29 protein-coding genes are annotated in these 26169 nt (G+C 39.6%); 14 read left to right on the top strand and 15 right to left on the bottom strand.

Annotated elements, in window-relative coordinates; all coding sequences use genetic code 11:
* Nucleotides 1-28: 28 nt before the first annotated feature.
* The 7 genes from UCH001_RS05630 to UCH001_RS05600 are packed head-to-tail and all read right to left on the bottom strand — an operon-like array spanning nucleotide 29 to nucleotide 2731.
* Nucleotides 29-325 (bottom strand): 2Fe-2S iron-sulfur cluster-binding protein, encoded by a 297-nt coding sequence (locus UCH001_RS05630; RefSeq protein WP_067175411.1) that lies wholly within the window; start codon nucleotides 323-325, stop codon nucleotides 29-31.
* Between the two features lie 10 nt (nucleotides 326-335).
* Nucleotides 336-671 (bottom strand): hypothetical protein, encoded by a 336-nt coding sequence (locus tag UCH001_RS05625; RefSeq protein WP_067175408.1) that lies wholly within the window; start codon nucleotides 669-671, stop codon nucleotides 336-338.
* A 29-nt stretch (nucleotides 672-700) separates the two neighbouring features.
* Nucleotides 701-1066 carry a nitrogen fixation protein NifZ gene (locus UCH001_RS05620; protein ID WP_231963979.1) on the bottom strand — a complete coding sequence of 122 codons (366 nt, stop codon included), beginning with the start codon at nucleotides 1064-1066 and terminating at the stop codon, nucleotides 701-703.
* Nucleotides 1056-1388, bottom strand: coding sequence for a nitrogenase-stabilizing/protective protein NifW (locus UCH001_RS05615; protein ID WP_067175405.1), 333 nt, complete (start codon nucleotides 1386-1388; stop codon nucleotides 1056-1058). Before UCH001_RS05615 ends, UCH001_RS05620 begins: the two co-directional genes overlap by 11 nt.
* Nucleotides 1389-1407: 19 nt before the next feature.
* Nucleotides 1408-1926 carry a flavodoxin gene (locus UCH001_RS05610; RefSeq protein ID WP_067175402.1) on the bottom strand — a complete coding sequence of 173 codons (519 nt, stop codon included), beginning with the start codon at nucleotides 1924-1926 and terminating at the stop codon, nucleotides 1408-1410.
* Nucleotides 1927-1929: 3 nt separating this feature from the next.
* On the bottom strand, nucleotides 1930-2370 hold the full coding sequence (locus UCH001_RS05605; protein ID WP_067175399.1) for a NifX-associated nitrogen fixation protein: 441 nt from the start codon (nucleotides 2368-2370) through the stop codon (nucleotides 1930-1932).
* A gap of 4 nt (nucleotides 2371-2374) precedes the next feature.
* The gene (locus UCH001_RS05600) at nucleotides 2375-2731 is read right to left on the bottom strand and encodes a NifB/NifX family molybdenum-iron cluster-binding protein (RefSeq protein ID WP_067175396.1); all 357 of its coding nucleotides are present in this window, start codon (nucleotides 2729-2731) and stop codon (nucleotides 2375-2377) included.
* 249 nt (nucleotides 2732-2980) lie between these two features.
* On the opposite strand from UCH001_RS05600, the gene UCH001_RS05595 reads away from it, so the two are divergent.
* The 4 genes from UCH001_RS05595 (at nucleotide 2981) to UCH001_RS05580 (ending at nucleotide 8774) form a co-directional block, all read left to right on the top strand.
* Nucleotides 2981-4033 carry an HD domain-containing phosphohydrolase gene (locus UCH001_RS05595; RefSeq protein WP_067175393.1) on the top strand — a complete coding sequence of 351 codons (1053 nt, stop codon included), beginning with the start codon at nucleotides 2981-2983 and terminating at the stop codon, nucleotides 4031-4033.
* 1 nt (nucleotide 4034) lies between these two features.
* Nucleotides 4035-7154 carry a transporter substrate-binding domain-containing protein gene (locus tag UCH001_RS05590; RefSeq protein ID WP_067175389.1) on the top strand — a complete coding sequence of 1040 codons (3120 nt, stop codon included), beginning with the start codon at nucleotides 4035-4037 and terminating at the stop codon, nucleotides 7152-7154.
* 119 nt (nucleotides 7155-7273) lie between these two features.
* Nucleotides 7274-7795: a ferritin-like domain-containing protein gene (locus tag UCH001_RS05585; protein ID WP_067175386.1), complete on the top strand. Its 522-nt coding sequence runs from the start codon at nucleotides 7274-7276 to the stop codon at nucleotides 7793-7795.
* Between the two features lie 124 nt (nucleotides 7796-7919).
* A complete protein-coding gene (locus tag UCH001_RS05580; RefSeq protein ID WP_067175383.1) occupies nucleotides 7920-8774 on the top strand; it encodes a DMT family transporter in 855 nt (284 codons plus the stop codon).
* Here UCH001_RS05580 and mmuM read toward each other — a convergent pair.
* The 3 genes from mmuM to UCH001_RS05565 are packed head-to-tail and all read right to left on the bottom strand — an operon-like array spanning nucleotide 8761 to nucleotide 12365.
* Nucleotides 8761-9699: a homocysteine S-methyltransferase gene (gene mmuM, locus UCH001_RS05575; protein WP_067175381.1), complete on the bottom strand. Its 939-nt coding sequence runs from the start codon at nucleotides 9697-9699 to the stop codon at nucleotides 8761-8763. The two genes, UCH001_RS05580 and mmuM, sit on opposite strands and share 14 nt — an antisense overlap.
* A 42-nt stretch (nucleotides 9700-9741) precedes the next feature.
* The gene (gene nifN, locus UCH001_RS05570; protein ID WP_067175378.1) at nucleotides 9742-11034 is read right to left on the bottom strand and encodes a nitrogenase iron-molybdenum cofactor biosynthesis protein NifN; all 1293 of its coding nucleotides are present in this window, start codon (nucleotides 11032-11034) and stop codon (nucleotides 9742-9744) included.
* Nucleotides 11019-12365, bottom strand: coding sequence for a nitrogenase component 1 (locus tag UCH001_RS05565; protein ID WP_067175375.1), 1347 nt, complete (start codon nucleotides 12363-12365; stop codon nucleotides 11019-11021). The genes nifN and UCH001_RS05565 overlap by 16 nt, the downstream gene beginning before the upstream one ends.
* Nucleotides 12366-12594: 229 nt before the next feature.
* Between UCH001_RS05565 and UCH001_RS05560 the strand changes: the two genes are divergently transcribed.
* Genes UCH001_RS05560 through UCH001_RS05550 form a run of 3 tightly spaced genes read left to right on the top strand, consistent with a single transcriptional unit; the run spans nucleotide 12595 to nucleotide 14564 of the window.
* A complete protein-coding gene (locus UCH001_RS05560) occupies nucleotides 12595-12972 on the top strand; it encodes a 4Fe-4S dicluster domain-containing protein (RefSeq protein WP_067175372.1) in 378 nt (125 codons plus the stop codon).
* A 4-nt stretch (nucleotides 12973-12976) separates the two neighbouring features.
* Entirely contained in the window at nucleotides 12977-13351 is a 375-nt protein-coding gene (locus UCH001_RS05555) for a NifB/NifX family molybdenum-iron cluster-binding protein (protein WP_067175369.1), read from the top strand.
* Complete coding sequence (locus UCH001_RS05550; RefSeq protein ID WP_067175366.1) at nucleotides 13332-14564, top strand: FprA family A-type flavoprotein; 1233 nt, start codon at nucleotides 13332-13334, stop codon at nucleotides 14562-14564. The genes UCH001_RS05555 and UCH001_RS05550 overlap by 20 nt, the downstream gene beginning before the upstream one ends.
* Here UCH001_RS05550 and UCH001_RS05545 read toward each other — a convergent pair.
* The 4 genes from UCH001_RS05545 to UCH001_RS05530 form a co-directional block, all read right to left on the bottom strand.
* Entirely contained in the window at nucleotides 14529-14948 is a 420-nt protein-coding gene (locus UCH001_RS05545) for a response regulator (RefSeq protein WP_067175363.1), read from the bottom strand. The genes UCH001_RS05550 and UCH001_RS05545 overlap by 36 nt on opposite strands.
* On the bottom strand, nucleotides 14948-16162 hold the full coding sequence (locus UCH001_RS05540) for a PAS domain-containing sensor histidine kinase (protein WP_145973112.1): 1215 nt from the start codon (nucleotides 16160-16162) through the stop codon (nucleotides 14948-14950). Before UCH001_RS05540 ends, UCH001_RS05545 begins: the two co-directional genes overlap by 1 nt.
* On the bottom strand, nucleotides 16150-17931 hold the full coding sequence (locus UCH001_RS05535) for an EAL domain-containing response regulator (protein ID WP_067175357.1): 1782 nt from the start codon (nucleotides 17929-17931) through the stop codon (nucleotides 16150-16152). Before UCH001_RS05535 ends, UCH001_RS05540 begins: the two co-directional genes overlap by 13 nt.
* 96 nt (nucleotides 17932-18027) lie before the next feature.
* Nucleotides 18028-18696: a response regulator transcription factor gene (locus UCH001_RS05530; protein WP_067175354.1), complete on the bottom strand. Its 669-nt coding sequence runs from the start codon at nucleotides 18694-18696 to the stop codon at nucleotides 18028-18030.
* A 117-nt stretch (nucleotides 18697-18813) separates the two neighbouring features.
* On the opposite strand from UCH001_RS05530, the gene UCH001_RS05525 reads away from it, so the two are divergent.
* Genes UCH001_RS05525 through UCH001_RS05495 form a run of 7 tightly spaced genes read left to right on the top strand, consistent with a single transcriptional unit; the run spans nucleotide 18814 to nucleotide 25798 of the window.
* Nucleotides 18814-19905 carry an HD-GYP domain-containing protein gene (locus UCH001_RS05525; RefSeq protein WP_067175351.1) on the top strand — a complete coding sequence of 364 codons (1092 nt, stop codon included), beginning with the start codon at nucleotides 18814-18816 and terminating at the stop codon, nucleotides 19903-19905.
* A gap of 60 nt (nucleotides 19906-19965) precedes the next feature.
* The gene (gene nifB / locus UCH001_RS05520; protein ID WP_067175349.1) at nucleotides 19966-21396 is read left to right on the top strand and encodes a nitrogenase cofactor biosynthesis protein NifB; all 1431 of its coding nucleotides are present in this window, start codon (nucleotides 19966-19968) and stop codon (nucleotides 21394-21396) included.
* Nucleotides 21397-21406: 10 nt separating this feature from the next.
* Nucleotides 21407-22519, top strand: a complete 1113-nt coding sequence (gene nifV / locus UCH001_RS05515; protein ID WP_067175346.1) for a homocitrate synthase — start codon at nucleotides 21407-21409, stop codon at nucleotides 22517-22519.
* A gap of 1 nt (nucleotide 22520) precedes the next feature.
* Complete coding sequence (locus UCH001_RS05510) at nucleotides 22521-22784, top strand: hypothetical protein (protein WP_231963978.1); 264 nt, start codon at nucleotides 22521-22523, stop codon at nucleotides 22782-22784.
* Nucleotides 22777-23772, top strand: a complete 996-nt coding sequence (locus tag UCH001_RS05505; RefSeq protein ID WP_067175343.1) for a leucine-rich repeat domain-containing protein — start codon at nucleotides 22777-22779, stop codon at nucleotides 23770-23772. Before UCH001_RS05510 ends, UCH001_RS05505 begins: the two co-directional genes overlap by 8 nt.
* Before the next feature lie 35 nt (nucleotides 23773-23807).
* Nucleotides 23808-24470 (top strand): uracil-DNA glycosylase, encoded by a 663-nt coding sequence (locus UCH001_RS05500; RefSeq protein ID WP_067175340.1) that lies wholly within the window; start codon nucleotides 23808-23810, stop codon nucleotides 24468-24470.
* Entirely contained in the window at nucleotides 24467-25798 is a 1332-nt protein-coding gene (locus tag UCH001_RS05495) for a hypothetical protein (RefSeq protein ID WP_067175337.1), read from the top strand. The genes UCH001_RS05500 and UCH001_RS05495 overlap by 4 nt, the downstream gene beginning before the upstream one ends.
* Here UCH001_RS05495 and UCH001_RS05490 read toward each other — a convergent pair.
* Nucleotides 25795-26169 (bottom strand): YbgC/FadM family acyl-CoA thioesterase, encoded by a 375-nt coding sequence (locus UCH001_RS05490; protein WP_067175334.1) that lies wholly within the window; start codon nucleotides 26167-26169, stop codon nucleotides 25795-25797. The two genes, UCH001_RS05495 and UCH001_RS05490, sit on opposite strands and share 4 nt — an antisense overlap.

Here is a 26169-nt window from a genome sequence, read left to right as displayed (position 1 = left end):
TGGCGTTGAAAAAGGTTTATGATCTATTCTAGTATTTAATTCGTACAACGCCATTTGGCTTTTCAATTTTCATTTGACATGCAAGGCGTGCATTTTCTGAACATGTACCTGCACAGACTTCTTTAAGCACTTTGAACTCTTTTTCATTTTTAGGAGATAAAAATTCCATACCTTGAACGATTTCAACCACACAGGTTCCGCATTGTCCATCACGGCATCCAAAAGGCAGTGCACTACCGCTTGCTTCTACAACGTCTTGAATGGTTGCACCTGGCTTTACATTGATTGCTAAAAAATCATTGACGATTTCTACTCTTGTTGTCATTGTGTATCCTTTACTTGTTAAATGGTTTAATCAAAACATCACCCTTAATCATCATCATTGAAGCGATGCGAACTTTTGGGCTAACGGTAAATTGTTGGCAGATATCTGCATCTTCTTGGCTAATCGCACCAAGTTTTACAAGTTCATCAAGTTCTTCATCTTCCATGTAACTTGTTGGCTCTTCATCACTGATATGCTCAACGCTGACTAAGCATTTTGAATAGTCTTTATCAAAAGCGATAGGTATCCCCTTCTCTTTTGCTAGACGTACAACGGGCTCGCCTATTTTGGCATCGTAGATACCATCTTTTTCTTTATCAAAATGCATAAAGATCACTTTTGCCATAACTTTCCTCCTTCAAGATTTTTTATTTACTATTTATTTTTATAGTGGTTCATCATCCACTCGCGCTCTTCCGCTTCAAGGTCACGGTACGGTTCAAGCGCTTCAAGCTCGTGTTCTCTGCACCCTATCACTTCAATAACCGCTTCAGCATCTAAAAAATGGACTTCATACACTCGAATGACCTGCAAAAACTCACCAATGGTTCTGATGTACCCAATGGAGCCTTTTTTAATCATCACTTCACCGATGGCTAAATAAGGGTATGTTCCATCATTTTTGACATCTTCCAACAATTTCACTTTTTGACCAAGGAAAAATTTCGCTTTTGCTTCGTCTTTACCTGAGAGTTTTGCCATTACGGTGTTATGTAACACCACTTCTTCACTAGCAAGCACAGTTTCCTCCTTGTGATGACATAGCACACGCTAAACACCCTTTTGCTTTACCATCTTGGATCAGTCCCCAAACCTCAGCAGCACTAGGAGAATGTCCATTTTTATAATCCATATAGACACGAATAAGCGCAAATTTTAAAAAATCCATCAAGTACTTTTCATCACCGTTATAATTTTCAAAACCCTTTTTAACGAGTGCGCCATACTCTTTCATCATATGAAAACGCTTCACTGAGACAATATGCTCATCATAGTCGATGCCAAAAAAATGAAAATAATCTTCCGCATCTTTTTGTTGATAAAAATCATTCAGCGTTTTCATGCATTATCCTTTCGTTGATTTAGGCAAGCTCGCTTTGTAACTGCTCTATCCAGTTTTCAATGCGCTCGCTTGTTTTTTCTTTTTCATTGATGTTATCAATCGCTAAACCACAGAGCTTATCATTGACTTCTGCCAAAGATGCCTCATAGGTGTAGTCCTCTTTATCCACAAAACCAACGACCTTCGCACCTGCTTTTGAGAATTGTTGGTAAAATTTCCCTAGTGCGCTGCAAAAATGCTCTCCATGTGTTTTGCTATCACCCGCCCCAAAAAATGCCATGGTCTTGCCTTCAAAACTCATCTTTTCCGAGTTGATCTCCAAAAGTGCGTCAACCCAACTAAAATGAACATCGCCCTGTCCCCAGGTTGAACTTCCAAAGAAAAGCACATCGTAGTTTTCAAACTGCTCAATACTGTCAAAATCATCTTCCATCAAGACACAATCTTCATCTTCTAGCTCATACGCTTCTTTGAGAGCTTCTGCCACCAAGGTTGTATTACCACCCGCACTTGCGTAAAAAATCCCTACTTTTGACATGTTCTATCCTGCCTTTTGTTGATGCATCTCATAAATTTCAATGGCATCTTTTAACATCTTGCCACCCTCTTTGATGAGATCTTCATATGTTCTAAAACTGTAACGATGCGCGTCTTTAAAAAATTTATTCGTGATGGCAATTTTTTCTGCTAACACCACCGCTCGTCCAAATCCCTCATGACTCATTTCCATCACAACAGAGCACATGACTCCTGTTTTAAGCTCAAACGCTAAAGCGATAGATTGAAAAATCAAACGTATGTCTTTGATTTGCATCTCATCAATGTCGGCAATAATAGGGATGTTTTTGAGTTGCTCTTTACTCTTAACATACTTCTCACAGAGCACCTCTTCATTGCTCTTTTTTGCCCAAACACCAAATTGATCGAGTGCTCTAATTTGCGATGTTAATGTTTCAATGAACAGTGTTTCAAGTTCGCTCATCGCCCTATCCTCTAGCTTCTATGATTTTTTTGATAAAAGGAGGAGGATTGGTTGCGATCATACTTTGAAGCTTATCCAGCTCTGCTTCTATGCTCACGACTTCTTTGTATTTGATAGGAAAAATTTTGCTATTGACCACTTTTGCGGCGGCTGCTGGTCCAATCTCAACACAATAGACAATGTCAATGTGTTCATGTTGTAACATCTCAACCCTGCCTTCTGTTCGCTCTTCACCTGTTTGAACGACGTCAAGGAGGTTGTACCCTGCTCCATTCACGTCGTAGACAGCAAACTGTTCACCTGAGCCAAAATGGGCATCTATGTTTTTAAGATCGTTCGTAAAAAACGCTACCTTGACCATCTTTTGTATCCTCCTATGCTAAACGTTATTCATACATTTACAAGAAGTGTTCCGTTGGGTATGGTTACTTTTAAATCGCATCAGAGCCTATTTTATAGCTTTATCAAAAAAGTATTTTGTACAAAGTATGCCAAGCTTTAAAAATTTGTGCTAGAATTTAAAGAGTCATTGTTTGCATACATGATCCTATAAATGATTTAAAGTGAAAAGCGTATTTCAAGAATAAAACATTTTGCAGAAGGATTAAGGATGAGTGCTGATTATAATGTTTTGATTGTCGATGATGTGAGCGATAACATCAAAATTGCAATGAATATCCTCAAAGAAAACAACTACAACTTTTCTTTTGCACTCAATGGCAAACAAGCGTTAGAAATCATCAAAACGAAATCCTTTGATATTGTGTTACTTGACATCATGATGCCACACATGAACGGTTTTGAAGTCTGTGAGTATCTCAAAAGAGACCCTCAGACGCAGGACATTCCTGTTATATTTCTCACAGCAAAAGCGGACTTAGACTCTCTTGCAAAGGGCTTTAAAGTGGGAGCAGTTGATTATATTACAAAGCCTTTTTATGCGGATGAACTCATCTCACGTGTTAAAACTCATATTGAGCTGTATAGAGCGAAAAAAGTACTACAGCAAAATAATTTAGACTTGCATGTCAAAATTCTTCAAAGTGAAAAGAGATTTTTATCTGAATTAGAAAATAGTCAAAAAGAGATCATTTACGTGTTGACCGAACTGATGGAAGACACCTCTGATGAAACAGGCAAGCATATTAAACGCGTAGCGGAAATTTCAAAGTTATTAGCAACACTGCACCACAGTTTATCTGACATGGAGATAGACGATATCTTTTTTGCCGCACCACTGCACGATATAGGCAAAATTACCATCCCTTATGAGATTCTCCACAAACATGGAAAACTCACACAAGAAGAGTTTTATGTGATGCAAGCACATACCACTAATGCACATAATTTACTGAAAAAATCAAGCCGAAGGCTTATGAAAGCAGGTGACATCATCGCTTACCAACACCATGAAAAATGGGATGGTTCAGGGTATCCTCAAGGACTCAAAGCAGAAGAAATTCATATCTATGCACGCATTGTAGCCATTGCTGATGTTTTAGATGCATTGACTCATGTAAGAGTCTATAAAGAGCCATGGGATTTTGATGCGGCTTCACATTATATTATAGAGCGTAAAGGGACACAGTTTGATCCATATCTTGTAAAGCTTTTTGAAGAAAATTTAGAAAGCTTTAGAAAAATCATAGAAGAGAAGAATTAGAATGATGATGATGCGCTTTTTAGCCATCTTTTTTATTCTTATTTCTACACTGTATGCTACGCCTACATTTACGGCGGAAGAACAAGCTTATATCGACAATCATCCTGTTGTCACGTTAGGTTCTGATTATAAATGGCCCCCTTTTGATTTTGTCGATAAAAATGGTGTACCAACAGGTCTTTCCTATGACTACATACAGCTTATTTCTCAAAAAAGTGGTCTAAAATTTGATATTTACCCAGCTGTTTGGGCAGAAACCATCAAAAATATGCAAGATAAAAAGTATGATGGACTAACCTGTGCTGTTAAAACAGATGAGCGAGAGAAATACCTTAACTTTACCGATCCCTATCTTACCGTTCCTATGGTCATTGTAGCCAATATTAACAATACCGACATCAAAACACTGGATGATCTCAAAGGCAAAGTTGTTTCGATCAACAAAGGCTCGTACATCCATGAATGGTTACAAGAAAAATACCCTTCTATCAAACTTCTGCCTTCTACATCCAACGAAGATTCATTAGAAATGCTCTCATTAGGTAAAGTAGATGCCTATGTAGGTAATCTAGCCGTTACCGCATATATTATGAATCAGTACTTACTCAATAACGTCAAAATCGTTGCTAAATTAGAAGAATTTCAAACATCAATTAGCCTTGCTATCGACAAAGACAACCCTCTACTCTTTAGCATCATTCAAAAAACACTCAAAGATATCTCGCCTAAAGAGTCACAAGTCATTAACAGCAAATGGAGTAAAACACTCGAAGCATCTAAAGGACTTATGAATTTTACAGAAGCAGAACAAGCTTGGATCAATAAACATAAAGAGATTCGTTATGTCATTGACAACCAGTTTGACCCTATAGAATACCTCACAAAAGATGGCAAAACACATGGAGGTATTGCAAGTAGTTATTTGGCACTTATCGCTCAAAAGACGGGCATAAACTTTGTTAAAGTACCAACACAAGTATGGTCACAGAGTGTTGAAAAATTCAATGCGCATGAAGCAGACATGTATACCTGTATCACACGTACACCGCAAAGAGATCAAATTCTCAATTTTACACAACCTTACATCACTATGCCTCAAGTCTTCATCACGCGAAACGATGTTAAATTTATAACGGACATTAAAGAGTTATATGGGAAAAAAGTTGCTTTAGTGGAAGGCTATGCACAAAGTGAAATCATTCAAAATGAGCATCCCCAAATCCATGCGCTTATCGTCAAAGACATTGTAGAGGCGTTTAAAGCAGTCGTAGAAGGTGATGCTTATGCCTATGTAGAACTTTTACCCGTAGCAAGTAGCTATATCCAAAAAAATGGATTTTCAAATCTAAAAATTTCTGGTATTAGCAAATATGAGTCAAACTTTCATATGGCTCTGCGCAATGACTGGGAGAATGAGGGTATATCCGTCCTCAATAAAGCAATAGACTCTATTACTGAAGATGAAAAAAACAATATCTACAACCAATGGGTACAGGTCAAATACGATAAAAGTATCGATTATACCATCGTTTTTGAGATTATAGGTATCATGTTGCTCATTCTCATAGGCACACTCTTTTGGAATCGAAAGCTCTCCGCAGAGATAGAAAAAAGAAGAGCCGTTGAATTGGCTTTGCAAGAATTAAACAAAAAGCTGGTTATCGCAACACAAGAAGCACAAAGCGCTACAAACGCAAAATCTAACTTTCTATCAAATATGAGCCATGAAATACGAACACCAATGAACTCCATCTTAGGCTTTGCCGAACTTTTAGATGAGAAGATAGAAGATAAAAAACTCAAATCGTTCATTAAAACTATTCGCAGTTCTGGCGAAAGCTTACTCATGCTCATCAATGATATTTTAGATCTCTCAAAAATCGAATCAGGGAAATTTGAGATTATCAACAAAGCAACTCCTATCAAAAAATTATTGGAAGAGACGATTGCAACATTTACCCTGCAAGCAGAGCAAAAAGGTATTGATTTAGAGCTGAGTATTGATAAAAAAATCCCAAAAGTGATTTTTGTGGACGCTTTTAGACTTAAAGAAATCATTACGAATCTTATTGGTAACGCTATAAAGTTTACCGATGAGGGGTTCATCAAAGTCATTGTAGAAGTGCATCGTGTCCATAAACATCTTAGTAAAATTGACATCGTTATCAGAGTGCAAGATAGTGGCATTGGCATACCTAAAGAAGCCCAAAGTAAGATTTTCAACATGTTTGAGCAACAAGACAACCAAGATGCAAGAAAATACGGTGGTACAGGGCTTGGCTTAGCCATAAGCAAAAAATTAGCAACACTGATGGGTGGCTCATTGGAAGTCGAAAGTGATGTAGGTAAAGGTTCCATCTTTATCCTCAAACTCAATAATTTAGATATTGCTTCCCTTCAAGCGATCAATGCTCAAAATGAGCAAATGATGCATTATGGTGCAATAGATTTTGAAAAAGCCGTTATCTTAGTTGCAGATGATGTCGAACAAAACAGAAACCTTATTAAAGAGAGTTTTGATAATACCGCTATTGAGATTATTGAAGCTGTCAATGGACAAGAAGCCATTGAAAAAGTAAAAACGCATCCTATTGATCTCATTTTAATGGATATTAGAATGCCACTGTTGGACGGTTACAGTGCAACAAGAATCATCAAAGAATCTTTTGACATTCCTATCATTGCGCTGACTGCGTCTATTATGATAGAAGATTTAACCAAGATCAAAGAGCAACGCTTTGATGGCTACTTGCGTAAACCTGTTTCAAAAAATGAGCTCATGAATGAGCTTGCAAAATTTCTCAAATATACACAAAGAGCACCAGAAATACATCATGAAGAGAACATTTCAGTAGAAAATGTAGAAGATTTAAAAAACTTCTTGCACGAACTAAATGTAGAGCCATTATATCAAGCAGCCATTACGCAAAATGATCTTCAACTGATGGCAAAATTCGCGTCAACGTTACTAGAATTATCAACACGATACAATATCTCTTATCTGCAACACTATAGCCAAACATTGCTAGACAAAATCGACACATTCGATATTGCTCAGATAGAAACGCTCTTGCATGATTATCCAAAAATCATGAAAACATTGGCACAAAAAATTCATTAAACTCTGACTAATCGCTTTTTAAAAAAGCATGAAACTCTCCATTAAAATAGTAAAAAATAATCGTTTAAAAGCCTATTTTATGGTAGTATTGATTCAAAGAAATCTTAAAGGAGTGTTCTATGAAAAGAGATAAAAGTATCGAGTTGCTCAATCGTGCTATTGCAGATGAACTTTCTGCCGTACACCAATATATGTTCTTACATTTTCATTGTGATGACCAAGGTTATGATCTGCTTTCCACCCTTTTTAAACGTACCGCCATTGCAGAGATGCTTCATATAGAACGCCTTGCAGACAGAGTTCTTTTCTTAAAAGGAACCATTGAGATGAAAGCTTCTGAAGAGGTCAAACAAATTACCGATGTCAAAGCGATGCTTGAGTTTGCACGTCAAAGTGAAGAAGACGCCATTGTCATGTACAACAACTTTGCAATAGAGTGCGGAACGCATGCTGATAGCGTCTCTAAAAAACTGTTCGAAGAACTTGTCCTTGAAGAAGAAGGACACTTCGCAGAATTTGATGATGAGATGGAAAATATGCTCAAGTTTGGAGAACAATATTTAGTCCTTCAATCTATGGAACGCAGCAAGAAAAAAGCAACGATGGCTGCAGCCGCTGCTCCTACAGGAGAAATGGCATAAACTATTACCTGTAAGGTTTTCCTTACAGGTAATCCACACCCAAACATAAAAGCTTCTCAGCGAAAAACACTCATAAAAATATGTTAAGGCAACTTACCGCTTTGAGAAGATATACTTCTTTCCCATGAACACTCCACAAATACATCAACAAACCGGTTTAGGCATACTTGCCATTTTAACCTCAAGCATTAGTGTCAATGCAGGTGCAGCTTTTGCAAAGCATCTCTTTCCACTCATTGGAGCTTTTGGTATGACCTCTTTACGTATCGGTTTTGCTGCAGTTATTTTACTGTTGATTTGTCGTCCATGGAGAAAATTTCCCAACGCTCAAAACCTCAAAATTATCGCTATCTATGGCGTTATATTAGGCCTGATGAACCTGCTCATTTACCAAGCATTTGCGCGTATTCCTATTGGTATTGCGATTGCCATTGAAATTTTAGGACCTTTAGGCGTGGTTTTAGCCAGTGCCAGACGCGTGATTGATTTTGTGTGGTTTATTTTGGCGTTAGTGGGACTGAGCCTTTTTCTTCCTTTGCAAACACACGATGCTGCGTTAGATGGCGTAGGTATCTTATTTGCCATTGGAGCAGCAATTGCATGGGCGTGTTATATTTTGGTAGGTAAAAAGCTTTCGACAGATTCGACACTAAACACTGTTGCGATTGGTATGTTCATAGCAGCCTGTGTTGCAGCACCTTTTGGCATCATTGAAGCGGGAAGTGCCTTATTTTCGCCTTCTATTTTGTTTATGGGGCTTATGGTTGCTCTCTTTTCAAGCGCCCTTCCCTTTCCTTTAGAAATGATCGCGCTAAAACGCTTACCTACACACATTTTTAGCATTATCGTCAGTGCTTCTCCTGTGATTGCCGCACTGTGTGGTTGGGCTATTTTAGGAGAAGCGTTGTTACTGCATCAATGGATTGCGATTTTTCTTATTGTCATTGCTATTGCAGGGAGTACGTTTAAACAGTCCTAACCCATTTTGCGACTTGAGCAATATCCATAGGGGTTGTTTGGCAACATCCTCCTATCAGCTTCGCACCTTTTTCATACCACATCTGTGCCATTTTCCCATACGATGAACTTTTTGAAATGCCATCCCATGTTTTGGTAAGGGCGTTATAGGTTGCTCCACCATTAGGATAGACGATAATAGGCTTACTTGAGGCTGTTTTTATTTCATCAATAAGAGATTCAATATACTGTGGTGCGGTGCAATTAATACCAATAGCGACAACATTAGGCACTGCGTCTAAGTAAGCCGCACACGTTTTGATACTCTCACCACTATTAATATGCTTACCATCTTTAGCACTAAAGCTCACCCACGCATAAACATCTGGATAGGCTTTGAGAAGTTCGCACAATGCTTGTGCTTCAATCAGACAAGGAATTGTTTCACACGCGAGTAAATCAGGCTTGGTTTCAATAAGTGTAGCAAGACGTTTGGTATGAAACGCTTTTAAATCTTCAAGGCTTAACCCGTAATCACCTCTAAACTCTGATCCATCCGCCAAATACGCTCCATAAGGACCAATGGAAGCTGCAACTAGAGGCTTTTGTCGGTTGGTATGGTTTTTGGGTTCACTCCAAAAATCATCACGTACCTTTTGAGCGATTTTCACTGAAGACTGGATGAGTGCTTTGGCTTCTTCTTCACTCATACCTCGCTTCATAAAACCCTCATATGTCGCTTGGTAACTCGCTGTTGTCACACAATCACTACCTGCTTCAAGGTAGTCTTTATGCACCTCAGCAATCGCCTCAGGCTTTTCCATGAGGAACTTCGCTGACCAAAGGGAGTCATTGATGTCATACCCTTTACGCTCAAGCTCGGTACCAAAGGCACCATCTAAAATGAGAACTTTTTGTGTTGAAAGTATTTTCTCTATAGGGTTCAATGTTTATACTCCCTCTTTTTAGAAAATACTATCATTTCTCATTTAATGATGTCCTAAAAGGTTGTTGACCTCGCATAAAAAATGACAACTTCCCTCGTACAAAATGTTGTGACGTAGCCCAATTCCGACCTGCTCATAGTTTGGGAACCCTCGAATAATCAGTGCTTTATGGTGCTTATGTGCGATGCGTTCACCGTGAAAGTTCGCAATGAGCATCTGTGCGCCATCTAGGGCATACTCCACATCTTCAAAGTCGCCTACGGCAATATCACACGTAAAGTGCTCTTGAATAGGGCTTCTTTGAGCAATAAACGCTTTGATGTTCGCCCCTACTTCTTGCAAGGCTTTGCTCATCGCATACACACTATCTGGCTCATCAGCAATCACGATGTTGGATTTCCCAATGACAAAATGTGTGTCTAAAAGCACGTCCTGCAACCGTGCGCGCCAGCGTTTTACTGAGCTTGGTACACTTTTTGAGCCCGTGTATTCAAGCAGTTTTGCATAAAACGCATCGCATGCCTCTAGTCCCATGAGACTGTCAAAATGCAAATGCGTGCTTTGAGCAAATTTCTCTTTAAACAGTTCGCCGCATTTTTTCACCGAATGCCCGATGCTAATGACAAGCCCTGCATTGCCTAGCTTTTCAATATCCGCAACGCTAATGCCCCCACTACTAAGGGCTCCTTGTTTGACACCCAAATGCCCATCAAGCGAATCACTTAAATCTGGTAGTGCCAGCACATCAAAGTCAAACAACTCCAAAGCTTCTTTGAGTTTTTCGACTTCTATCGGGCTTAGATTGATATTGGGGATAAGCAGTACCTTGTCATGCTTACACTCTGCGGTAGGAGCGATGAGTTGGGAGATGATGGCTTGTACACTCAAACTCCAACCACTCTCCAATCCACCCTCAAAATCAGGCGTATGCACATAAACCATTTTTTGCTTCTCTTTTAAAAGCAAGGTTGCACCTTTGATGTCATCACCTTTGGTTTCGGTCATGCCTGTGGTAAAAAGCCCCACCAAATCAGGTATCACTTTTTTGGTGATGTTCTCAACCGCTTCAGAAATGCCTTTATCGCCACCATCGATGACCGCGGTGATGTCATTGACCGCGGTGGTTTGAATAGCGATAGGGTCGTTAAAATGGCGTGTAAAAAGCACCTTGGTAAAAGAAGCACACCCTTGCGCACCGTGCATCAACGGCATACAATTTTTGATGCCCAAAAATACCAAGGTTGCGCCCATCGGTTGGGAAAGTTTTAAGGGGTTGATGTGCAACGGTTTTAGCGTCGTTGCTTTAAAGGATTTGAGATTTACGCTTGCTCCCATGGGACACTCCTTCCGACCAGTTTAAACACAGGGTTTGCCAAAGCGGCACACACATCGATGGCAAGGTTTTCAAGCCCACCGTACGCGCCGTAACTGACCTTTTTCTCTTGGTTGACATCGACAAAAGCGATGCGCTTTTTGATAGCGGTGTAAAGACTGCGCCCGCCTGCTAGCAAAATGTCCACCTTATGCTCATCAATGAGACGTGGCTGCTCAGTGGCAGGACTTTTAAAGACGATAGGCACGTAAGTTTGTGCGATGGCGATGTCCTCTTCGGTGGCTTTTTGGATGGAGGTTGCCACCACTTCGATGCCAATGTCTTGAAGTGCAGATGCAATCGACCACGATTTATTGCCACCCGTATTCAAAATGGCTTTTTTGCCTTTGAGCATCAGATGGTACGGGCGCAAACGCTCTTCTAACTTCGCCTCTTCTTCGGCGATAATCGCTTCGGCTTTAGCGATAAGCTCCGCATCACCAAAGGCATTGACAATAGAGCGAATGGCATTGGATGTGTCACGCTTGCCATAGAATGAGACGCTGACATAAGGGATGTTGAAGCGTTCTTGCATCTTACGGCATAACGTCACTAAGGATTTTGCACAAACGATGACATTGAGCTTGGCAGTGTGCGCTTGCTGTATATCTTCTATTCTGCCATCGCCCGAGAGGGTAGCGACGACTTTGATACCAATGCGCTCTAAGATAGGCTTATACTGCCACATATCGCCCGTGACGTTGTAATCCCCAATGAGATTCATGCCAAAAGGATGAATCTCTTCTGGTTCTTTTTTCCCAATGAGTGCATCCAAAACGGCTTCACCTGCCAGCCTTGAGCCTAAGTTTTTACTGCCCACGAACCCTGGAGAATGCACCACAACGATGGGGATGCCAAACTGCTCTTCGGCACATTTACAGGTGTAGTCGATGTTATCACCTATCATGGCGGTCACACAGGTTTCATAGACAAAAATCGCCTTAGGCTTTTTGTGCTCTACGATGTACGCCAAAGCATCGCCTAGCTTTTTATCCCCACCAAAGATGATGTCTTGCGTGGTGACATTGGTACAATAGCCAAGTGGCGTGTTGTTTTCACCTTCATAGCTTGTCAGTGTAGCGCGAGTCTCCCAAGAAGCACCAAGACACGTGTCGGGGCCATGCACCAAGTGCACAGCGTCCGCATAAGGAAAAAGTGATATTTGCGCCCCCTCGAACGCACACCCTCCGCTTGTTGCTCCAGGCTTTGGTTTGTCACAGCTACTCTTTTTCGTTTTGTTATGAGAACAAGCACTCTCGTTTAACAAATCTTTGATGAGTTTTGTATTTACCATGCAGATAAATTTGCATAATCTATTCCATATAAATATAACTCCTATTTTGTAAGCAAATGTACGAAAAAGAGCCTTTCGTTTTTCTACGGAACACCTCTTGCAAAGAAAGAAGCGTGTACCTTTAAAAACCCTTACTCAACTGCCACGATGTGTAAAGCCCTTTGTGCATCGTGGTTCTTCTCAAAGGTTTTTTGAGAGACAACAACTTCTTGTTCAAAAAGGATTTATCATGGCAGTAAAAATTACAGACCTTTGCATCAACTGCGACAGTTGTATCGATGAGTGCCCAGCAACCGCGATTGTCAGCGCTTCTGATTCACCCGTAAATGGTGAGACAACTTATGTCAAACCAGAAAAATGTATCGAGTGTTCTGATGGCACGATGCCAAAATGTGCAGATGCCTGTCCAACAGAAGGTGCTATCGTCTGGGATATGCCATATACGGCTGAATACAATGCCTATTATGTGGCGGGACATGAGAGTGGCATCTACAACATTCGTGAACACAAAAAAAATGGCATCATGTTTCCTGCGGTGTCTCCAAAACCTTACCGTGAAGCTATCTCTATCGCTGCACGTCAAGCCCATACTCCAGTAGCGGAGTAAGAAGATGAAAATAGCATTTGCATCCACTGATAACATTCATGTGAACGACCATTTTGGCTGGTGCAAATGCTTTTATCTCTATGAAATAAAAGACGATACCTTTACGTTTTTAAAAGCCCTTTTCTCACCCAATGAGATAGTAGAAGAAGGCGATAAACTCTCTTATAAAATCCAATGCTTAGAAGATGCGAACATCGTGTGTGCCTCACACATTGGACCGAGGGCTTCTTTGATGGTGAAGAGCTCAGGCATCTTTGTGCTCAAAACAGAGAAAGAAGATGAGCCTATAGAGACGCTTTTAAACACGCTGATAGCCTTAAAAAACAGCAATCCACCTTTGTGGATGCAAAGGTTTCTCCATGCGCCAACTACCTCCTAAAATCGCTGGTGACATATACTATATAGGCGTTTTTGACCCAGATATTCGTACCTTTGACATCGTGATGCGAACTGCCAATGGCTCAAGCTACAATGCTTATCTTATCAAAACAGACGATGGTGTCATCATCGTTGATACGGTCAAAAAAGAGTTTCAAGAAAGCTTTTTCAAGTCTATTGAAACGCTCTGTTCTTACGATGAGATACGTTACGTCATCATCCATCACATCGAGCCTGACCATTCGGGAGCTTTGCCAGAGCTGATTCAAAGAGCACCACACGCTAAAGTGCTTATCTCGCCACAAGCGACCATGATGCTCAAAGCACTCACAAACTGCGAAGAGATCAACTTTGAGGCCATTTGGACGAACAAACAATTAACGCTAGGTGGTAAAACCATCACTTTCTTGACGACTCCCTACCTGCACTGGCCTGAGACGATGAGCAGCTATGTACATGAAGACAGACTCCTTTTTAGTGGTGATGTCTTTGGCTCACACTACTATGACAAACGCCTTTTCAACGATAAAGTGGGCGATTTTTCCTATGCCTTTGCTTACTACTACGACCACATCATGCGCCCCTTTCAAAGCTATGTTAAAAGTGCATTAAAGCTCTACGAACGCTTTGAGATTGAACTCATTGCACCTCTGCATGGACCTATTTTGCGTGAAAAACCAGAGCAGTACATTGAGTTGTACCGCCAATGGAGTCACAAGATAGAACAGCATAAAGCGGGGAAAAAGATTCTCTCCATCTTTTATCTTACCAGTTATAAAAACACACAAGAGATGGCACAAGCCATTTTTGAAGGATGCGAAAGTGTGGAGGGTGTCGTTGCCAACATGTATGACTTAGCTTCCATCGAAGCACAAAACATGATAGCTATTCTTGAGGAGAGCGATGGCTTCTTAATTGGCACACCAACCATCAATGCCGATGCACCAAAACCAGTCTGGGACTTGCTTTCATGTCTCATGTTTTTAGACAAGCAGGGAAAGTGTGCTGGTGCTTTTGGCTCATACGGTTGGAGTGGCGAAGCGGTGGATCATATATTAGCGCGACTCAAATCACTGAAGCTTCGCGTACCACCACTGACACCACTAAAGATCAAACTGATCCCTAGTGAGCAGGAACTAAAAAGCTGTTATAGCTATGGGGTTGAGTTTGCAGAAATTTTAAACGGTAAATTGGTCGAGATCGATCTTGCTTAGAGTATTAATATAACAACACTCATAAATTTTTTCAAACAATATGTTCATATCATAAGGCTTTATCAGATATGCATTGACATTTAGATCATCTGCTTTTTCAACGTGCTCTTTATGCCCATGAGCGGATGTTACAATGATAGGGATATTTTTATTTTCCATGCGAATACGGTCTAACATACGAAAGCCACTCATAAAAGGCATTTGCAAATCGGTGATGATAACATCGGGAGTGTCTTTGTAAAAACGGTATAACCCTTCTTCACCATTGCGCGCCGTATAAAAAATATCAAAAACGGTATCAAAAATGGAAAACATTGAATTCATTGCATCAGATTCATCTTCGATAATCAAAGGACGGATGTCCCTTAGTAAACTTAAATCCATTACTCCAACCCTCGCAAAACAATTTGAAATCTCGCACCCTCAGGCGTATTTTCTACACTAATACGCCCATGCATATGCTCTTCAACAATAATCTTCGTCATATAAAGCCCCAATCCTGTGCCATGTTGTGCACCTTTTGTAGAAAAATACGGCTCAAAAATATAAGGCATAACAATCTCATCAATGCCACCACCATTATCTTCAATACTTACAACAATATCCAAATTTTCTCCACGTTTCGCCTCAACGATAATTTGCTTTGTATGATCGCCACAACTCTCTAAAAGCACATCTTTCGCATTATTCAAGATGTTGATGATGGATTGACCAAACTCGTTAGGGAAACTCTCTATTTTTAAATTATCTTCTGCATTAAAAGTGAGTTCAATTCCATGACTTGCTACAATAGGCTTTACCATCTCAACCGCATGAAAAAGTTGCTGTTTGACATCGAAAATTTTTATAGCTTTATCGGGTTTAAAAAAGTCTCTAAAATCATCAATCGTTTTAGACATCTGTAAAATCTGGCGCATAGAGTCCTCTTTGAATTCATCAAGAACGGTATCATCCAATTTATGAAGTTTGTATTTGAAAACAATATTTTGCGCTAGAAGTGAAAGGACATTTAGCGGTTGACGCCATTGATGCGCAATCATACTGATCATTTCGCCCATTTGAGCGTGACGTGATTGTTGGAAGAGCATCATTTCTTGTTGACGATTTTTTTCAATTTGCGTTTGTACCTGCATCTCTAAATTGTCATTTAGTGCTTGCAATGCGTATTGAGCTTCTTTGAGTTCACTCAAATCGATAACAGCTGAAACACGCATTTTCTTGCCAAAACTTATCATATCAGAGCCACGTACCAATGCTGGGAAACTAGTTCCATTTTTGCGTAAAAGCATACACTCATACATTTCGGTATGACTCTTCTCAGACTGCTGTTGCACAAGCTCTTTAGACTCTGGAGCAATAAACTTAAACATAGACTTACCCAAAATCTCTTCTTTATCCGTCCCACCAAAAAGTTTTAAGGCTTGTGCATTAATTTCAACGACACACCCTTTATGAGAAATAATCAAGCCTTCAATCGCAAAATCAATCAACTGTTTGAATTTCTGACGTTGTTTGGTCAGCAGATAAATCCACAATATGCCTAAGAGTAGAACACCACCTAAAATAATAAGCATTGTATCGAAGGTTATAGTTGACATTGTAGCTCCAAACATGGTTCACCTATGTAGTAACCCTGAAATTCATCCACACCTATTTCAACCAGTAGGTCAAAAATCGCTTTGTTATGTACATATTCTGCAATCGTTTTGATCTGTAACGCTTTAGCAAATGAGACAATACCTTTGACGAGCAAAAGTGTCTTTTTGTTGGTATCAATTTCATTAATGAGGCTACCATCAATTTTCAGATAAGAAGGCTCCATCTGCATCAAATGAGAAAAGTTAGAATACCCTGTTCCAAAGTCATCAATAGCAATAGGCGCATCATCGTATTTGATGTATTTTAAAAAGTTTTTAATGGCATTGATATCAGTCATCTTTTCGCTCTCAACCACTTCAAAAATAAGGTTGATTGCCTTATTTTCTTCACGCATTTCAACAATTTTAGAGCGAACCATATCTCTGATCTCTTTATTGAGCATATCTCTAAAACTAAAATTGATTGAAAATGTTACCGTTGGGTATAATGTCATCATTTCTAGCACTTTTTCTATCATTCTATGACTGAGGCTATCGTACTGTCTGGTACGTCGTGCGATATCTAAGAAGTAATATGGAGAAACGTATTGTTCTTGTTCTTGCTTATCTTTTGTCTTAATACGAATAAGCGCTTCATATTTAATGATCTGACCACTTTTGTCACAAATCGGTTGGAAGAAAGGTACAACATTGTCTTTATCAAGTGTATCAGCAATGACATCTTGCCAATAAAAATCATTGGCAAGGGACTCTGTTTCATCGAGGTTGCTTGTATACACGACAAATGTTTTACCTGTTTGTTTGGCAAAATCGAGCGCTGTAAAGGCTTTATTGAAAAGATTTTCTTGATCAAACGTCACACCCATGGAGATGTTGACTAAGATTTTTTCATTCAGTCCTTTGATTTTAATTTCAATACCATTAAGCACTTCAAGTGTTTTGGTAATGTCATCATAAATCTTATCAGGGTCAAGGTGCGTATCAAGGCGAAGCATGACAAATTCGTTCGATGAGATGCGAAAAACATCGTAACACAACGAGCTTGCAATCGCTTTTAAGTGGTGTGCGAACTCTTGCAAGATCTGATTGCCAGCATCAAGACCATAAAGCTTATTGTAATTTTTGAAATTATCAATGTTTATGAGGAAAAGTGAGGGAACTTCTACGGGTTGAATTTGCGATAAGATATTATCGAGTGTATTTTTATTAGGAAGTTTTGTAAGTGCATCGGTATGGAGCTGTTCATCTAGGGCAGATTGTTGCAATTCAATCGTTTGTTTTAAAGAATTGGTATAAGCGTGACTCTCTTCTTTTAACAAAATTGTTTCAATCGTTGATGAAAGCGAATCCAAAAGCTGGTCAAGCTCGATTGGCTTTAATATGTAACTATCAACACCTAAACGAATCGTCTCGATCAAATATTCAATATCATTATGTGCTGACGTCACAATAATCGCTGTTTCTTTGCAGATTTTACGGATTTTAGAGATAAGAGAGATGCCATCCATCTTGGGCATCTTAATATCGGTAATAATAAGATTGTATTTTTGGATATTGAGTACGGGTGAAAGTCCTAAATGAGGAATGGCAATCTCTGCATCAACAAACATATCATAACCACTTTGCCCATCACTGGCAACATCAACAGTATCAAAAAATTCACTTAAAATCGAATGCGTATATTTCCTCGTAACTTCATCATCTTCAATGTATAAAATGCGTATATTTTTACAACGAGATTTCAGACGCTCCATCGCTGATGTGTCCATCATTTTCCTCATATTCTTGGATCAATATTTTCATTATACTCCAAAAATATGGCTCATTATCAGTTTTTTATGAGGATTATAAGAAATGTAACGCTTTTATAACACTAAACGGTATCCTGTTCCATACTCTGTTACGATGTATCGTGGCTTTTTTGGGTCATCGCCAAGCTTTTTACGAATATTTTGAATATGATAATTCAAAGACTGTGGCGAGCTTAAAGATGAGAGATGAATGGCTAAAACATTACGATAAACAACCCTATTTTTGTTTTCTATGAGGAAAGAAAGGATTTTATGTTCAATTGCTGTTAGAGAAAGTGGTTTTTGGTTAAGCAAAATCGTTTGATTGTTATAATCAATGACAAGATTGTTTTTATTAAATTCCATTTTAATCATTGAGCAACGTTTTAAAATTGCCCAAATACGCACTTCAAGCTCTTCAAGCATAAACGGTTTGCACAAATAATCATCCACACCAAAGCGAAATGCTTGCACTTTGGCTTCAAGATTAGAATGGCAGCTTAAAACGATAATTGGAATGTTACTTTGGTTGTTAATCTGTTTAATGACTTCAAAACCACTAAAATCAGGAAGACTAAGGTCGAGCAATAAAATATCATAATGTTGTGCTGAAAGTTTTAAAAGACCATCGACTGCTGTTTCTGAAATATCAAGTTCAAACCCTACGCTCTCGAGGTATTGTGCAACTTGACTTGCAGCAGTGTAGTCATCTTCTATTAAGAGGACTTTAATTTTCTTTTGCATTTTGATAACCACTCCAAAAATTTATTATTTTGTATTATACATAAAGGAGATAGTTTTGCATATAAGAATTTAAAACTTTGTTATAATACACATACATCTTCCATTTAAGAGACGACCATGAACTCAGCAGAAAAACAGCTTGCTATTTTATTGGAATTTGGTAAAGTTATCAACAAAACCAAAAGCTTGGATGATGTTTTAGAGTCTATGGCAAATTTTGCACGAGACATTTTACAAGCGGATCGCTGTTCTATTTTTATTTACGATAAAAACAAAGATGAACTGTGGTCAAAAGTCGCTCATGAAGTTCATCCTATCCGTATTACTGCCAAAAGAGGTCTCGCAGGCTATGCGGCACTTTCTAAAGAGACTCAAATCGTTGTGGATGCATACAATGACTATCGCTTTAATCGTGAAGTTGATAAAGCTACGGGGTATCTCACTCACACGATTCTCTCTGTACCACTTTTAGATAACCAAGAAAATACGATTGGTGTGTTTCAAGCACTCAATAAAAAGCAAGGCATTTTTACCAACGTCGATGCCGAACTTTTACTGTTAATTTCCAATTATGCTGCTTCTGCTATAGAAAATGCTATTTTGTACGACAAATTGCGTGACACTCAAACCAAAATCATTAACAAACTTGCCTCCGCTGCAGAATTTAAAGACCAAGAAACATCAAAACACACCAAACGTGTTGGACTTTATAGTGCACTTTTGGCAGAAAAATACGGGCTTAGTCAAGAAGATATCGCCAAAATAGAGTTGGCAGCTCCGATGCATGATGCTGGGAAAATTGGTATTGCCGATAAAATCTTACTCAAACCCGACAAACTGAGTAAAAATGAGTTTGAGATGATGAAAACACACACTCAGTTAGGACACGATCTTCTCTTTGACGAAGAAAACGAATACCTCAAAGCAGCAGCACTGATTGCACTTGAACACCATGAAAAATGGGATGGAACAGGTTACCCACACGGTAAAAAAGGAGAAGAAATCTCGATTTTTGGTCGTATTGTTGCTATCGCCGATGTCTTTGATGCGCTTATCTCAGTGCGCCCGTACAAAGAACCGTGGAGTTTTGAAAAAGCGCATACCCTTCTCAATGAAAATAGTGGTACCCATTTTGACCCTGCACTCATTGCCCTTTTTAATGAAAACATTGAAAAAATTCGTACCATTTATCAGGAGCTAAAAGACTAACCCTTTTCAGGGGAACACTTTGTGCAAACTTTAGGATAACGAAATTCTAAAGGATCGCACATGAGTTGTTCTTGTACATCATCCACTAACACCCAAAATGAACTTCATGCCAGCATCTTGCAAAAGATTAACAACCACCCTTGTTATAGCCAAGATGCTCATCAACATTATGCGCGTATCCATGTAGCGGTTGCTCCAGCATGTAACATCCAATGCAACTACTGTAACCGAAAATACGACTGCTCAAATGAGAGCCGTCCAGGGGTTACGAGCTATAAACTAAGCCCAGAAGAAGCCGTAAAGAAGGTTTTACACGTCGGGGGACTCATACAGCAACTTAGTGTTGTGGGCATCGCAGGACCGGGCGATGGACTAGCCAACCCTAAGCAAACCTTTAAAACGTTTGCTCTTCTTAAAAAATATGCCCCTGATATTAAACTCTGCCTCTCCACCAATGGTTTGATGATTCACAAGCACATTGATGAGATCGCAAAATACAACATCGAACACGTCACGGTAACGCTTAACAGCGTTGATGAAAGTGGTGAAATCGGCTCTAAAATCTACCCATGGGTCTTTTACGAACACAAAAAACATCGTGGCGTTGAAGGGGCAAAACTTCTGCTTGAAAAACAGCTTTTAGGCATTAAGATGCTCGTTGAGCGAGGCATTTTGGTCAAAGTCAACTCTGTCCTTATTCCAGGAGTCAATGAAGAACATCTACCGTTTGTTGCGCGCAAAGTCAAAGAGTTAGGTGTTTTTATCTTCAACGTAATGCCACTGATGTCAAAGCCCGAATTTGGAACCAAATTTGGACTTGATGGTGTGCCAAGTGCCAGCCATAAACAACTTATGAAGGCGCAAGAAGCGTGTGATGTCAACGTGAAGATGATGCGACACTGCCGTCAATGTCGTGCTGATGCCGTAGGACTGTTGGGTGAAGACAGGAGCGATGAGTTTTTCAAAGAAAGCTTTGCTGAAAAAAGTTTTGAAGAACTCTCTCATCATTACAACCTTAACCAACGTATGAAAACGCATGAGAGCATTGAAACATGGAGAAGAGCTCTTAGAGCGGCAAATGGTAAAATCAGCCAAGAAGCCGCCAACAAAGAAGAACTAAGCTCCAATGGCAATACCATGCTAGTGGCTGTTACAACGCGTGGCAATGGACTCATTAACGACCATTTCGGAAGCGCCAAAGAGTTTCTCATCTACGAAGCGGGCGATAAAGCGATCAAATTTATCATGCACCGAAAAGTCGAAAAATCGTACTGCATGGGTAAAGAGGGATGCGATGGCTCTTACCCTATCGATGAGATCAAAAATGCTCTCTCTGATTGCAACCTTTTACTGACTCAAAAAATCGGCGAATGCCCGCAAAAAGAGTTAGAGAGCATTCATTTAACCTGTGATGAGAGTTTTGCGGATGAGCCGATTGAGATATCTGTCCTAAAAGGCGTGCGAAAGCACTTTTTTCCATCCGCTTCATAAGGAGCATAAAATGATTATCAACGATACAACGCTTAGAGATGGCGAACAAGCACCGTATGTTGCGTTTAACACGCAAGAAAAGCTTGCCATTGCCTCTGCACTCTACTTAGCAGGAGCAGATGAGCTAGAAGTGGGAATACCCGCAATGGGAGAGAGAGAACAAGCTGACATCAAAGAGATATTAGCCCTTGATCTGCCTCTTCGCATTATGAGCTGGAATCGTGCCACCGTGAGTGACCTTGAAGCTTCTTTGAAATGTGGATTAAAAGCGGTTGATCTTTCCATCCCTGTATCGGATATTCTCATCGAAGCGAAATTTAAAGGCAATAAAACACATCTGTTAAAAAACCTTGAAGAAGTTTTATGCACAGCCTATCATGAAGGACTTTTTATATGCATTGGAGGAGAAGATAGTTCTCGTTCGAATCTAGGATTTTTAAAAGAGGTGATGGAGTTAGGAAAAAGTGTAGGAGCACATCGTTTTCGTTATTGCGATACCGTAGGCATTATGCGACCACATCAGATTTATGAGCATATAGCGTATCTTTCAAACCTCAAACTCTTAGAGATCGAAATGCATACTCACAATGACTTTGGAATGGCAACCGCAAATGCCATTAGTGGTCTAGAAGCGGGAGCAATCAGTGTCAATACTACGGTTATCGGTCTTGGAGAACGTGCTGGAAATGCAAGTTTTGAACAGGTCTTAATGAGCCTTGTACATCTCTTTGGTGAAGAACGCCTCATTCATGCAGATGCCCTTAAACATGTAGTTTCGCTGGTGGAAAAAGCCTCAAAACAGAGCATTTCTGCCACGATGCCGATTATTGGAAAACACATCTTCTCTCACGAATCAGGTATTCATGTTAATGGCATGATCAAGCATGAAAAAGCCTATGAAGCGTTTCCCCCTCACAGTGTAGGAATGAAGCGAAGTTACCCTATCGGCAAACATTCAGGCAGTTCCACTCTTTTATTTCATCTTCGTGCTATGGGGTATGAGCCTGAAAATGAGGTCATCAACAAAATGCTTCCTCATGTGCGTGAGATGGTCACAAAACGTAAAAAAGTGCTCAATAAAAAGGAGCTAGAAGCCCTCTATATTGCTTCCAAAGCAGGATAAAATGATGCATGAGTATGCCTCTAAAATCATCTGTGAATGCGGACAAAAAACCATTCAAGATGCTATAGAGATTTTCAAAGCCACAACCCTACCCTATAAAAAAGCTAAAAAACTCGTTACGCAATGCAATCAAACCTGTTGCAGGCGCCCATTGATGGCACTCTTTAACATGGTGGAATTTGGAGAAATTGACTACGAAGAGATTGCTTTTTTGATTGATCAAAAAAATAGTCGTTTTGAAGACCAAGGAGAGAGTGATGAGTGAGAGTATTCGCGATTTTGCACAATGGATAAAATCTCAAGGCTTAGAGCACACACTTCCTCGTGAACTCTCCAAACTTGAAAATCTTACTAGCCTTGATTTAAGCCGCAAAAAACTTAAAAGTTTGCCTGAAAGCATTGGTGCACTTCAAAATCTCAGCGTGCTTAAAATTTCAGGAAATCGTTTGAGAGAGCTTCCTAGCAACATATGTTTACTCAAAAATCTTCGGAATTTACAGTGCGAAAACAATCTTTTACAAAGCCTTCCCGAGCATTTTGGTGAACTATCATCGTTAGTAATTTTAAACCTTAATGGTAATAAACTAAGTACACTACCACAAAGCTTTTACACCTTAACAAATCTCACACGTTTAACTCTTGCAGTGAATCGCCTTAGCCACTTAGATACAGCCTTTAAAAACCTTAAAAAACTGCTTCATCTTAGTCTTGACACCAATTATTTTGAGCATCTGCCAGATGTTTTTAGCACAATGCAATCGCTTTATTATCTTGACCTCTCTTTCAATAAATTAACAACGCTCCCAGACTCACTAAGCGAGATACAAGAACTTGAAACGCTCATTCTGGAGGGCAATTTACTGCAAAATCTTCCTTCCCTAGAAGCACACGATATGCTTATAAAACTCAATCTTGCGTCCAACCATCTTCGCTCTATCGATTTTGATCTCTCCAAACTTGAAGATTTGCAAATTCTCTCTCTAGAAAATAATTTACTTGAAACTCTCCCTTCTAGCCTATGCAAGCTTACTAAACTGACTTCACTTGATGTCAGTGCCAATAAGCTCAAAACGCTTCCTGATTGCATTGGAAATCTAAACAACTTGTATGAGCTTGATGTAGAAGAAAACTGCTTAAGCTCGCTTCCAAATTCCCTAAAAAACCTTGTTCATCTTAAAAATCTTTTCATTGCCAATAACCACAATCTACAAAAGCCAAACCTCCCCTCTTTAGAGTACTGCGATATCAAATAAGGATACTTTAACTCCCACTAGGCTACCATATAAGAATGACTCACATTGAAAAAATACGACTTTTAAAACTTTTATACCAGTATAGAGCGATGGGATTTGAGTACTTTCAGGAGTACAGACCGCTCTCTTTGAGCAAACAACCCGCACTCTCGCACAACTTAGAAGAGCTAAAAACCAGTGTCGCACAGTGTCATCTTTGTGCACTTGCGAAGAGTCGTAAAAATGTCATTTTTGGTGCTGGAAACCTGAAAGCCAAAGTGATGTTCATAGGAGATAATCCTGGAGTCAGCGAAGACGAATCAGGAATGCTTTTTACAGGTAAGAGCGGTGAAATGCTTGCCAACATGATCGAAAAAGTCCTTCTTCTCTCCAAAGAAGAGGTCTATGTTACGACCATTTTGAAATGTAAAACACCCGATAATCGTGTACCAACACCAGAAGAAGTTGCATGTTGTAAGCCGTATGTCATGCAGCAGATCCAAACGATTCGACCACAAATCATCGTTGCTCTTGGATCAACCAGTTTTCATCATCTCACAGGAGAGTATGATACACCTATCGATAAAATACGAGGAAGCGTCCTCAATTTTGGTGAAGCCAAATTGATTCCAACGTTTCACCCTAGTTTTTTACTGCGAAACCCAAGCGCTAAAAAAGAGGTTTTTGCAGATATGCTAAAAGTAAGGAGCATGTTATGAAATTTTGGTTGCCCCTAGCCATCAGTTTCTTGATTTTTACAGGCTGTACGACCACCAGCCAAAGCCCAGAACCCTACAAACCAAGCACGTATAACCTTTCAGCAAGCGCTAAAAAAGGCGCAACCGTTAATCAAAAAAGTACTGCAAGCTATCCTGGTTCTGAAAAACAGGTAAGTACAAAAACACCAAGTGCTACAACCAGCCAAAGTGTTGAAACACCTCCTGTGGTTATAGAAGACACAACGATCAAATCAACAACACTTGCAATGGCAACACCAACGCCAAGCACAACCGTTGAGCTAACAACACCATCATCAGCGCCATCAGATGCATCTGCCTCACAAGAAACACTTGTGACACCTGTTCTTGCAGCGCCAATGCCAAAACCACTCAATGATGACAGCACAATGATCAAAATCGCTGTTTTAGTACCACAAAAAACTATCAAAAAATATGCCATTACTTCTGTAAACTCTGTTATTTCTTATCTTTTGTATAAAAACTACTACTTTGATCTCAATGTCTTTAATTCAGGAGATGAGAGAGAAGAGTCTATTGCCAAAGCCCTTTCTGACATTCAAGCAGGAGGCTATCACTACATCATAGCACCTGTAACTGCTGATGGTGCAAACATCATTGCTAGTCGTGTTACAGACACCCTTGTCTTTATTCCAACACTTCACCGTTCTAGCGTACGAAGTACAAATTCAAACATCATCTTTGGTGGTATAGACTATGACCAGCAAATCGCTATGCTTGCAGAAAAAGCTAATGAGCGTGTTGGAACATTTGAAGATGGCAGCAGTCTTAGTTACCAACTCAATGGATATGTCAAAAAAAATAATAACCGTGTTTTTTATGAAAAACGTGTAGAGAGTCCAAAAGCAAACTTTAAACAGATGTTCAAAGGCAATAGCTCACTGAACAATGCATCACTCTATCTCAATACACAACTTGTTACAGCGAGCCTTATAGCGTCTCAGCTTCGAGCCAATGACATTCATCCTTACGCATTGCTTTCAACACAAGTCAACTACAATCCATTGCTGTTAACATTAACACAATATGAAGATAGAGATAAAATGTATATCGCAAACTCTATCCAAAAAGCACCTCCAGCATTGGAAGAGATCAATACCATGTTTGGACATGACATTGTTTATGACTGGGTCAACTACTCGACATCTATCGGTGCAGATTATTTGTGTCAGCAGTTCTTTGATGGCAAAATCTCTCGATCATTTAAAGAAGGTATCTCAGGCAACCAAGTTATCTATAACACCTCGTTATACCAACCTGGTCGCAATGAATTTATTCGCGGAAACTAATAAATAGCGCTTTTAAAAAAGGCTTTTGTCTCTTCATCGATTTTGCATGGCTTTCCCTCTTTAACATACGCAAGAGTGGAAGTCATCGCAAAAAGTTTTACATCATCTCTCCACACTTCTTGCTTTAAAATAAGCGAAGCATTTTTAAGCTCTATCATCTCACTTTTCACTTCGATCAAATCACCTAATTTTGCAGATTTTATAAAATCCGCTTCAAGATGACGCACCACAAAATGCCCACCATTTACGGCAGGACTTCTACCATTTTCGTAAAAAATATCGCTTCGTGCGCGTTCGCAAAATTTCAGATAATTGGCATGGTAAACCACACCACCCGCATCCGTATCATCATAATAAACTCGTGTTTTCAT

This window comes from Sulfurospirillum sp. UCH001 (assembly GCF_001548035.1).
Lineage (GTDB): Bacteria > Campylobacterota > Campylobacteria > Campylobacterales > Sulfurospirillaceae > Sulfurospirillum.
This window is presented reverse-complemented; position numbering and strand designations above follow the sequence as displayed.

What these genes read in the sequence shown, in the direction of transcription:
- UCH001_RS05630 (WP_067175411.1), bottom strand. Translation starts at nt 325, where the DNA reads ATGACAACAAGAGTAGAAATCGTCAATGATTTTTTAGCAATCAATGTA.
- UCH001_RS05625 (WP_067175408.1), bottom strand. Translation starts at nt 671, where the DNA reads ATGGCAAAAGTGATCTTTATGCATTTTGATAAAGAAAAAGATGGTATC.
- UCH001_RS05615 (WP_067175405.1), bottom strand. Translation starts at nt 1,388, where the DNA reads ATGAAAACGCTGAATGATTTTTATCAACAAAAAGATGCGGAAGATTAT.
- UCH001_RS05610 (WP_067175402.1), bottom strand. Translation starts at nt 1,926, where the DNA reads ATGTCAAAAGTAGGGATTTTTTACGCAAGTGCGGGTGGTAATACAACC.
- UCH001_RS05605 (WP_067175399.1), bottom strand. Translation starts at nt 2,370, where the DNA reads ATGAGCGAACTTGAAACACTGTTCATTGAAACATTAACATCGCAAATT.
- UCH001_RS05600 (WP_067175396.1), bottom strand. Translation starts at nt 2,731, where the DNA reads ATGGTCAAGGTAGCGTTTTTTACGAACGATCTTAAAAACATAGATGCC.
- UCH001_RS05595 (WP_067175393.1), top strand. Translation starts at nt 2,981, where the DNA reads ATGAGTGCTGATTATAATGTTTTGATTGTCGATGATGTGAGCGATAAC.
- UCH001_RS05590 (WP_067175389.1), top strand. Translation starts at nt 4,035, where the DNA reads ATGATGATGATGCGCTTTTTAGCCATCTTTTTTATTCTTATTTCTACA.
- UCH001_RS05585 (WP_067175386.1), top strand. Translation starts at nt 7,274, where the DNA reads ATGAAAAGAGATAAAAGTATCGAGTTGCTCAATCGTGCTATTGCAGAT.
- UCH001_RS05580 (WP_067175383.1), top strand. Translation starts at nt 7,920, where the DNA reads ATGAACACTCCACAAATACATCAACAAACCGGTTTAGGCATACTTGCC.
- nifN (WP_067175378.1), bottom strand. Translation starts at nt 11,034, where the DNA reads ATGGGAGCAAGCGTAAATCTCAAATCCTTTAAAGCAACGACGCTAAAA.
- UCH001_RS05565 (WP_067175375.1), bottom strand. Translation starts at nt 12,365, where the DNA reads ATGGTAAATACAAAACTCATCAAAGATTTGTTAAACGAGAGTGCTTGT.
- UCH001_RS05560 (WP_067175372.1), top strand. Translation starts at nt 12,595, where the DNA reads ATGGCAGTAAAAATTACAGACCTTTGCATCAACTGCGACAGTTGTATC.
- UCH001_RS05555 (WP_067175369.1), top strand. Translation starts at nt 12,977, where the DNA reads ATGAAAATAGCATTTGCATCCACTGATAACATTCATGTGAACGACCAT.
- UCH001_RS05550 (WP_067175366.1), top strand. Translation starts at nt 13,332, where the DNA reads ATGCGCCAACTACCTCCTAAAATCGCTGGTGACATATACTATATAGGC.
- UCH001_RS05545 (WP_067175363.1), bottom strand. Translation starts at nt 14,948, where the DNA reads ATGGATTTAAGTTTACTAAGGGACATCCGTCCTTTGATTATCGAAGAT.
- UCH001_RS05540 (WP_145973112.1), bottom strand. Translation starts at nt 16,162, where the DNA reads ATGTCAACTATAACCTTCGATACAATGCTTATTATTTTAGGTGGTGTT.
- UCH001_RS05535 (WP_067175357.1), bottom strand. Translation starts at nt 17,931, where the DNA reads ATGGACACATCAGCGATGGAGCGTCTGAAATCTCGTTGTAAAAATATA.
- UCH001_RS05530 (WP_067175354.1), bottom strand. Translation starts at nt 18,696, where the DNA reads ATGCAAAAGAAAATTAAAGTCCTCTTAATAGAAGATGACTACACTGCT.
- UCH001_RS05525 (WP_067175351.1), top strand. Translation starts at nt 18,814, where the DNA reads ATGAACTCAGCAGAAAAACAGCTTGCTATTTTATTGGAATTTGGTAAA.
- nifB (WP_067175349.1), top strand. Translation starts at nt 19,966, where the DNA reads ATGAGTTGTTCTTGTACATCATCCACTAACACCCAAAATGAACTTCAT.
- nifV (WP_067175346.1), top strand. Translation starts at nt 21,407, where the DNA reads ATGATTATCAACGATACAACGCTTAGAGATGGCGAACAAGCACCGTAT.
- UCH001_RS05510 (WP_231963978.1), top strand. Translation starts at nt 22,521, where the DNA reads ATGATGCATGAGTATGCCTCTAAAATCATCTGTGAATGCGGACAAAAA.
- UCH001_RS05505 (WP_067175343.1), top strand. Translation starts at nt 22,777, where the DNA reads ATGAGTGAGAGTATTCGCGATTTTGCACAATGGATAAAATCTCAAGGC.
- UCH001_RS05500 (WP_067175340.1), top strand. Translation starts at nt 23,808, where the DNA reads ATGACTCACATTGAAAAAATACGACTTTTAAAACTTTTATACCAGTAT.
- UCH001_RS05495 (WP_067175337.1), top strand. Translation starts at nt 24,467, where the DNA reads ATGAAATTTTGGTTGCCCCTAGCCATCAGTTTCTTGATTTTTACAGGC.
- UCH001_RS05490 (WP_067175334.1), bottom strand. Translation starts at nt 26,169, where the DNA reads ATGAAAACACGAGTTTATTATGATGATACGGATGCGGGTGGTGTGGTT.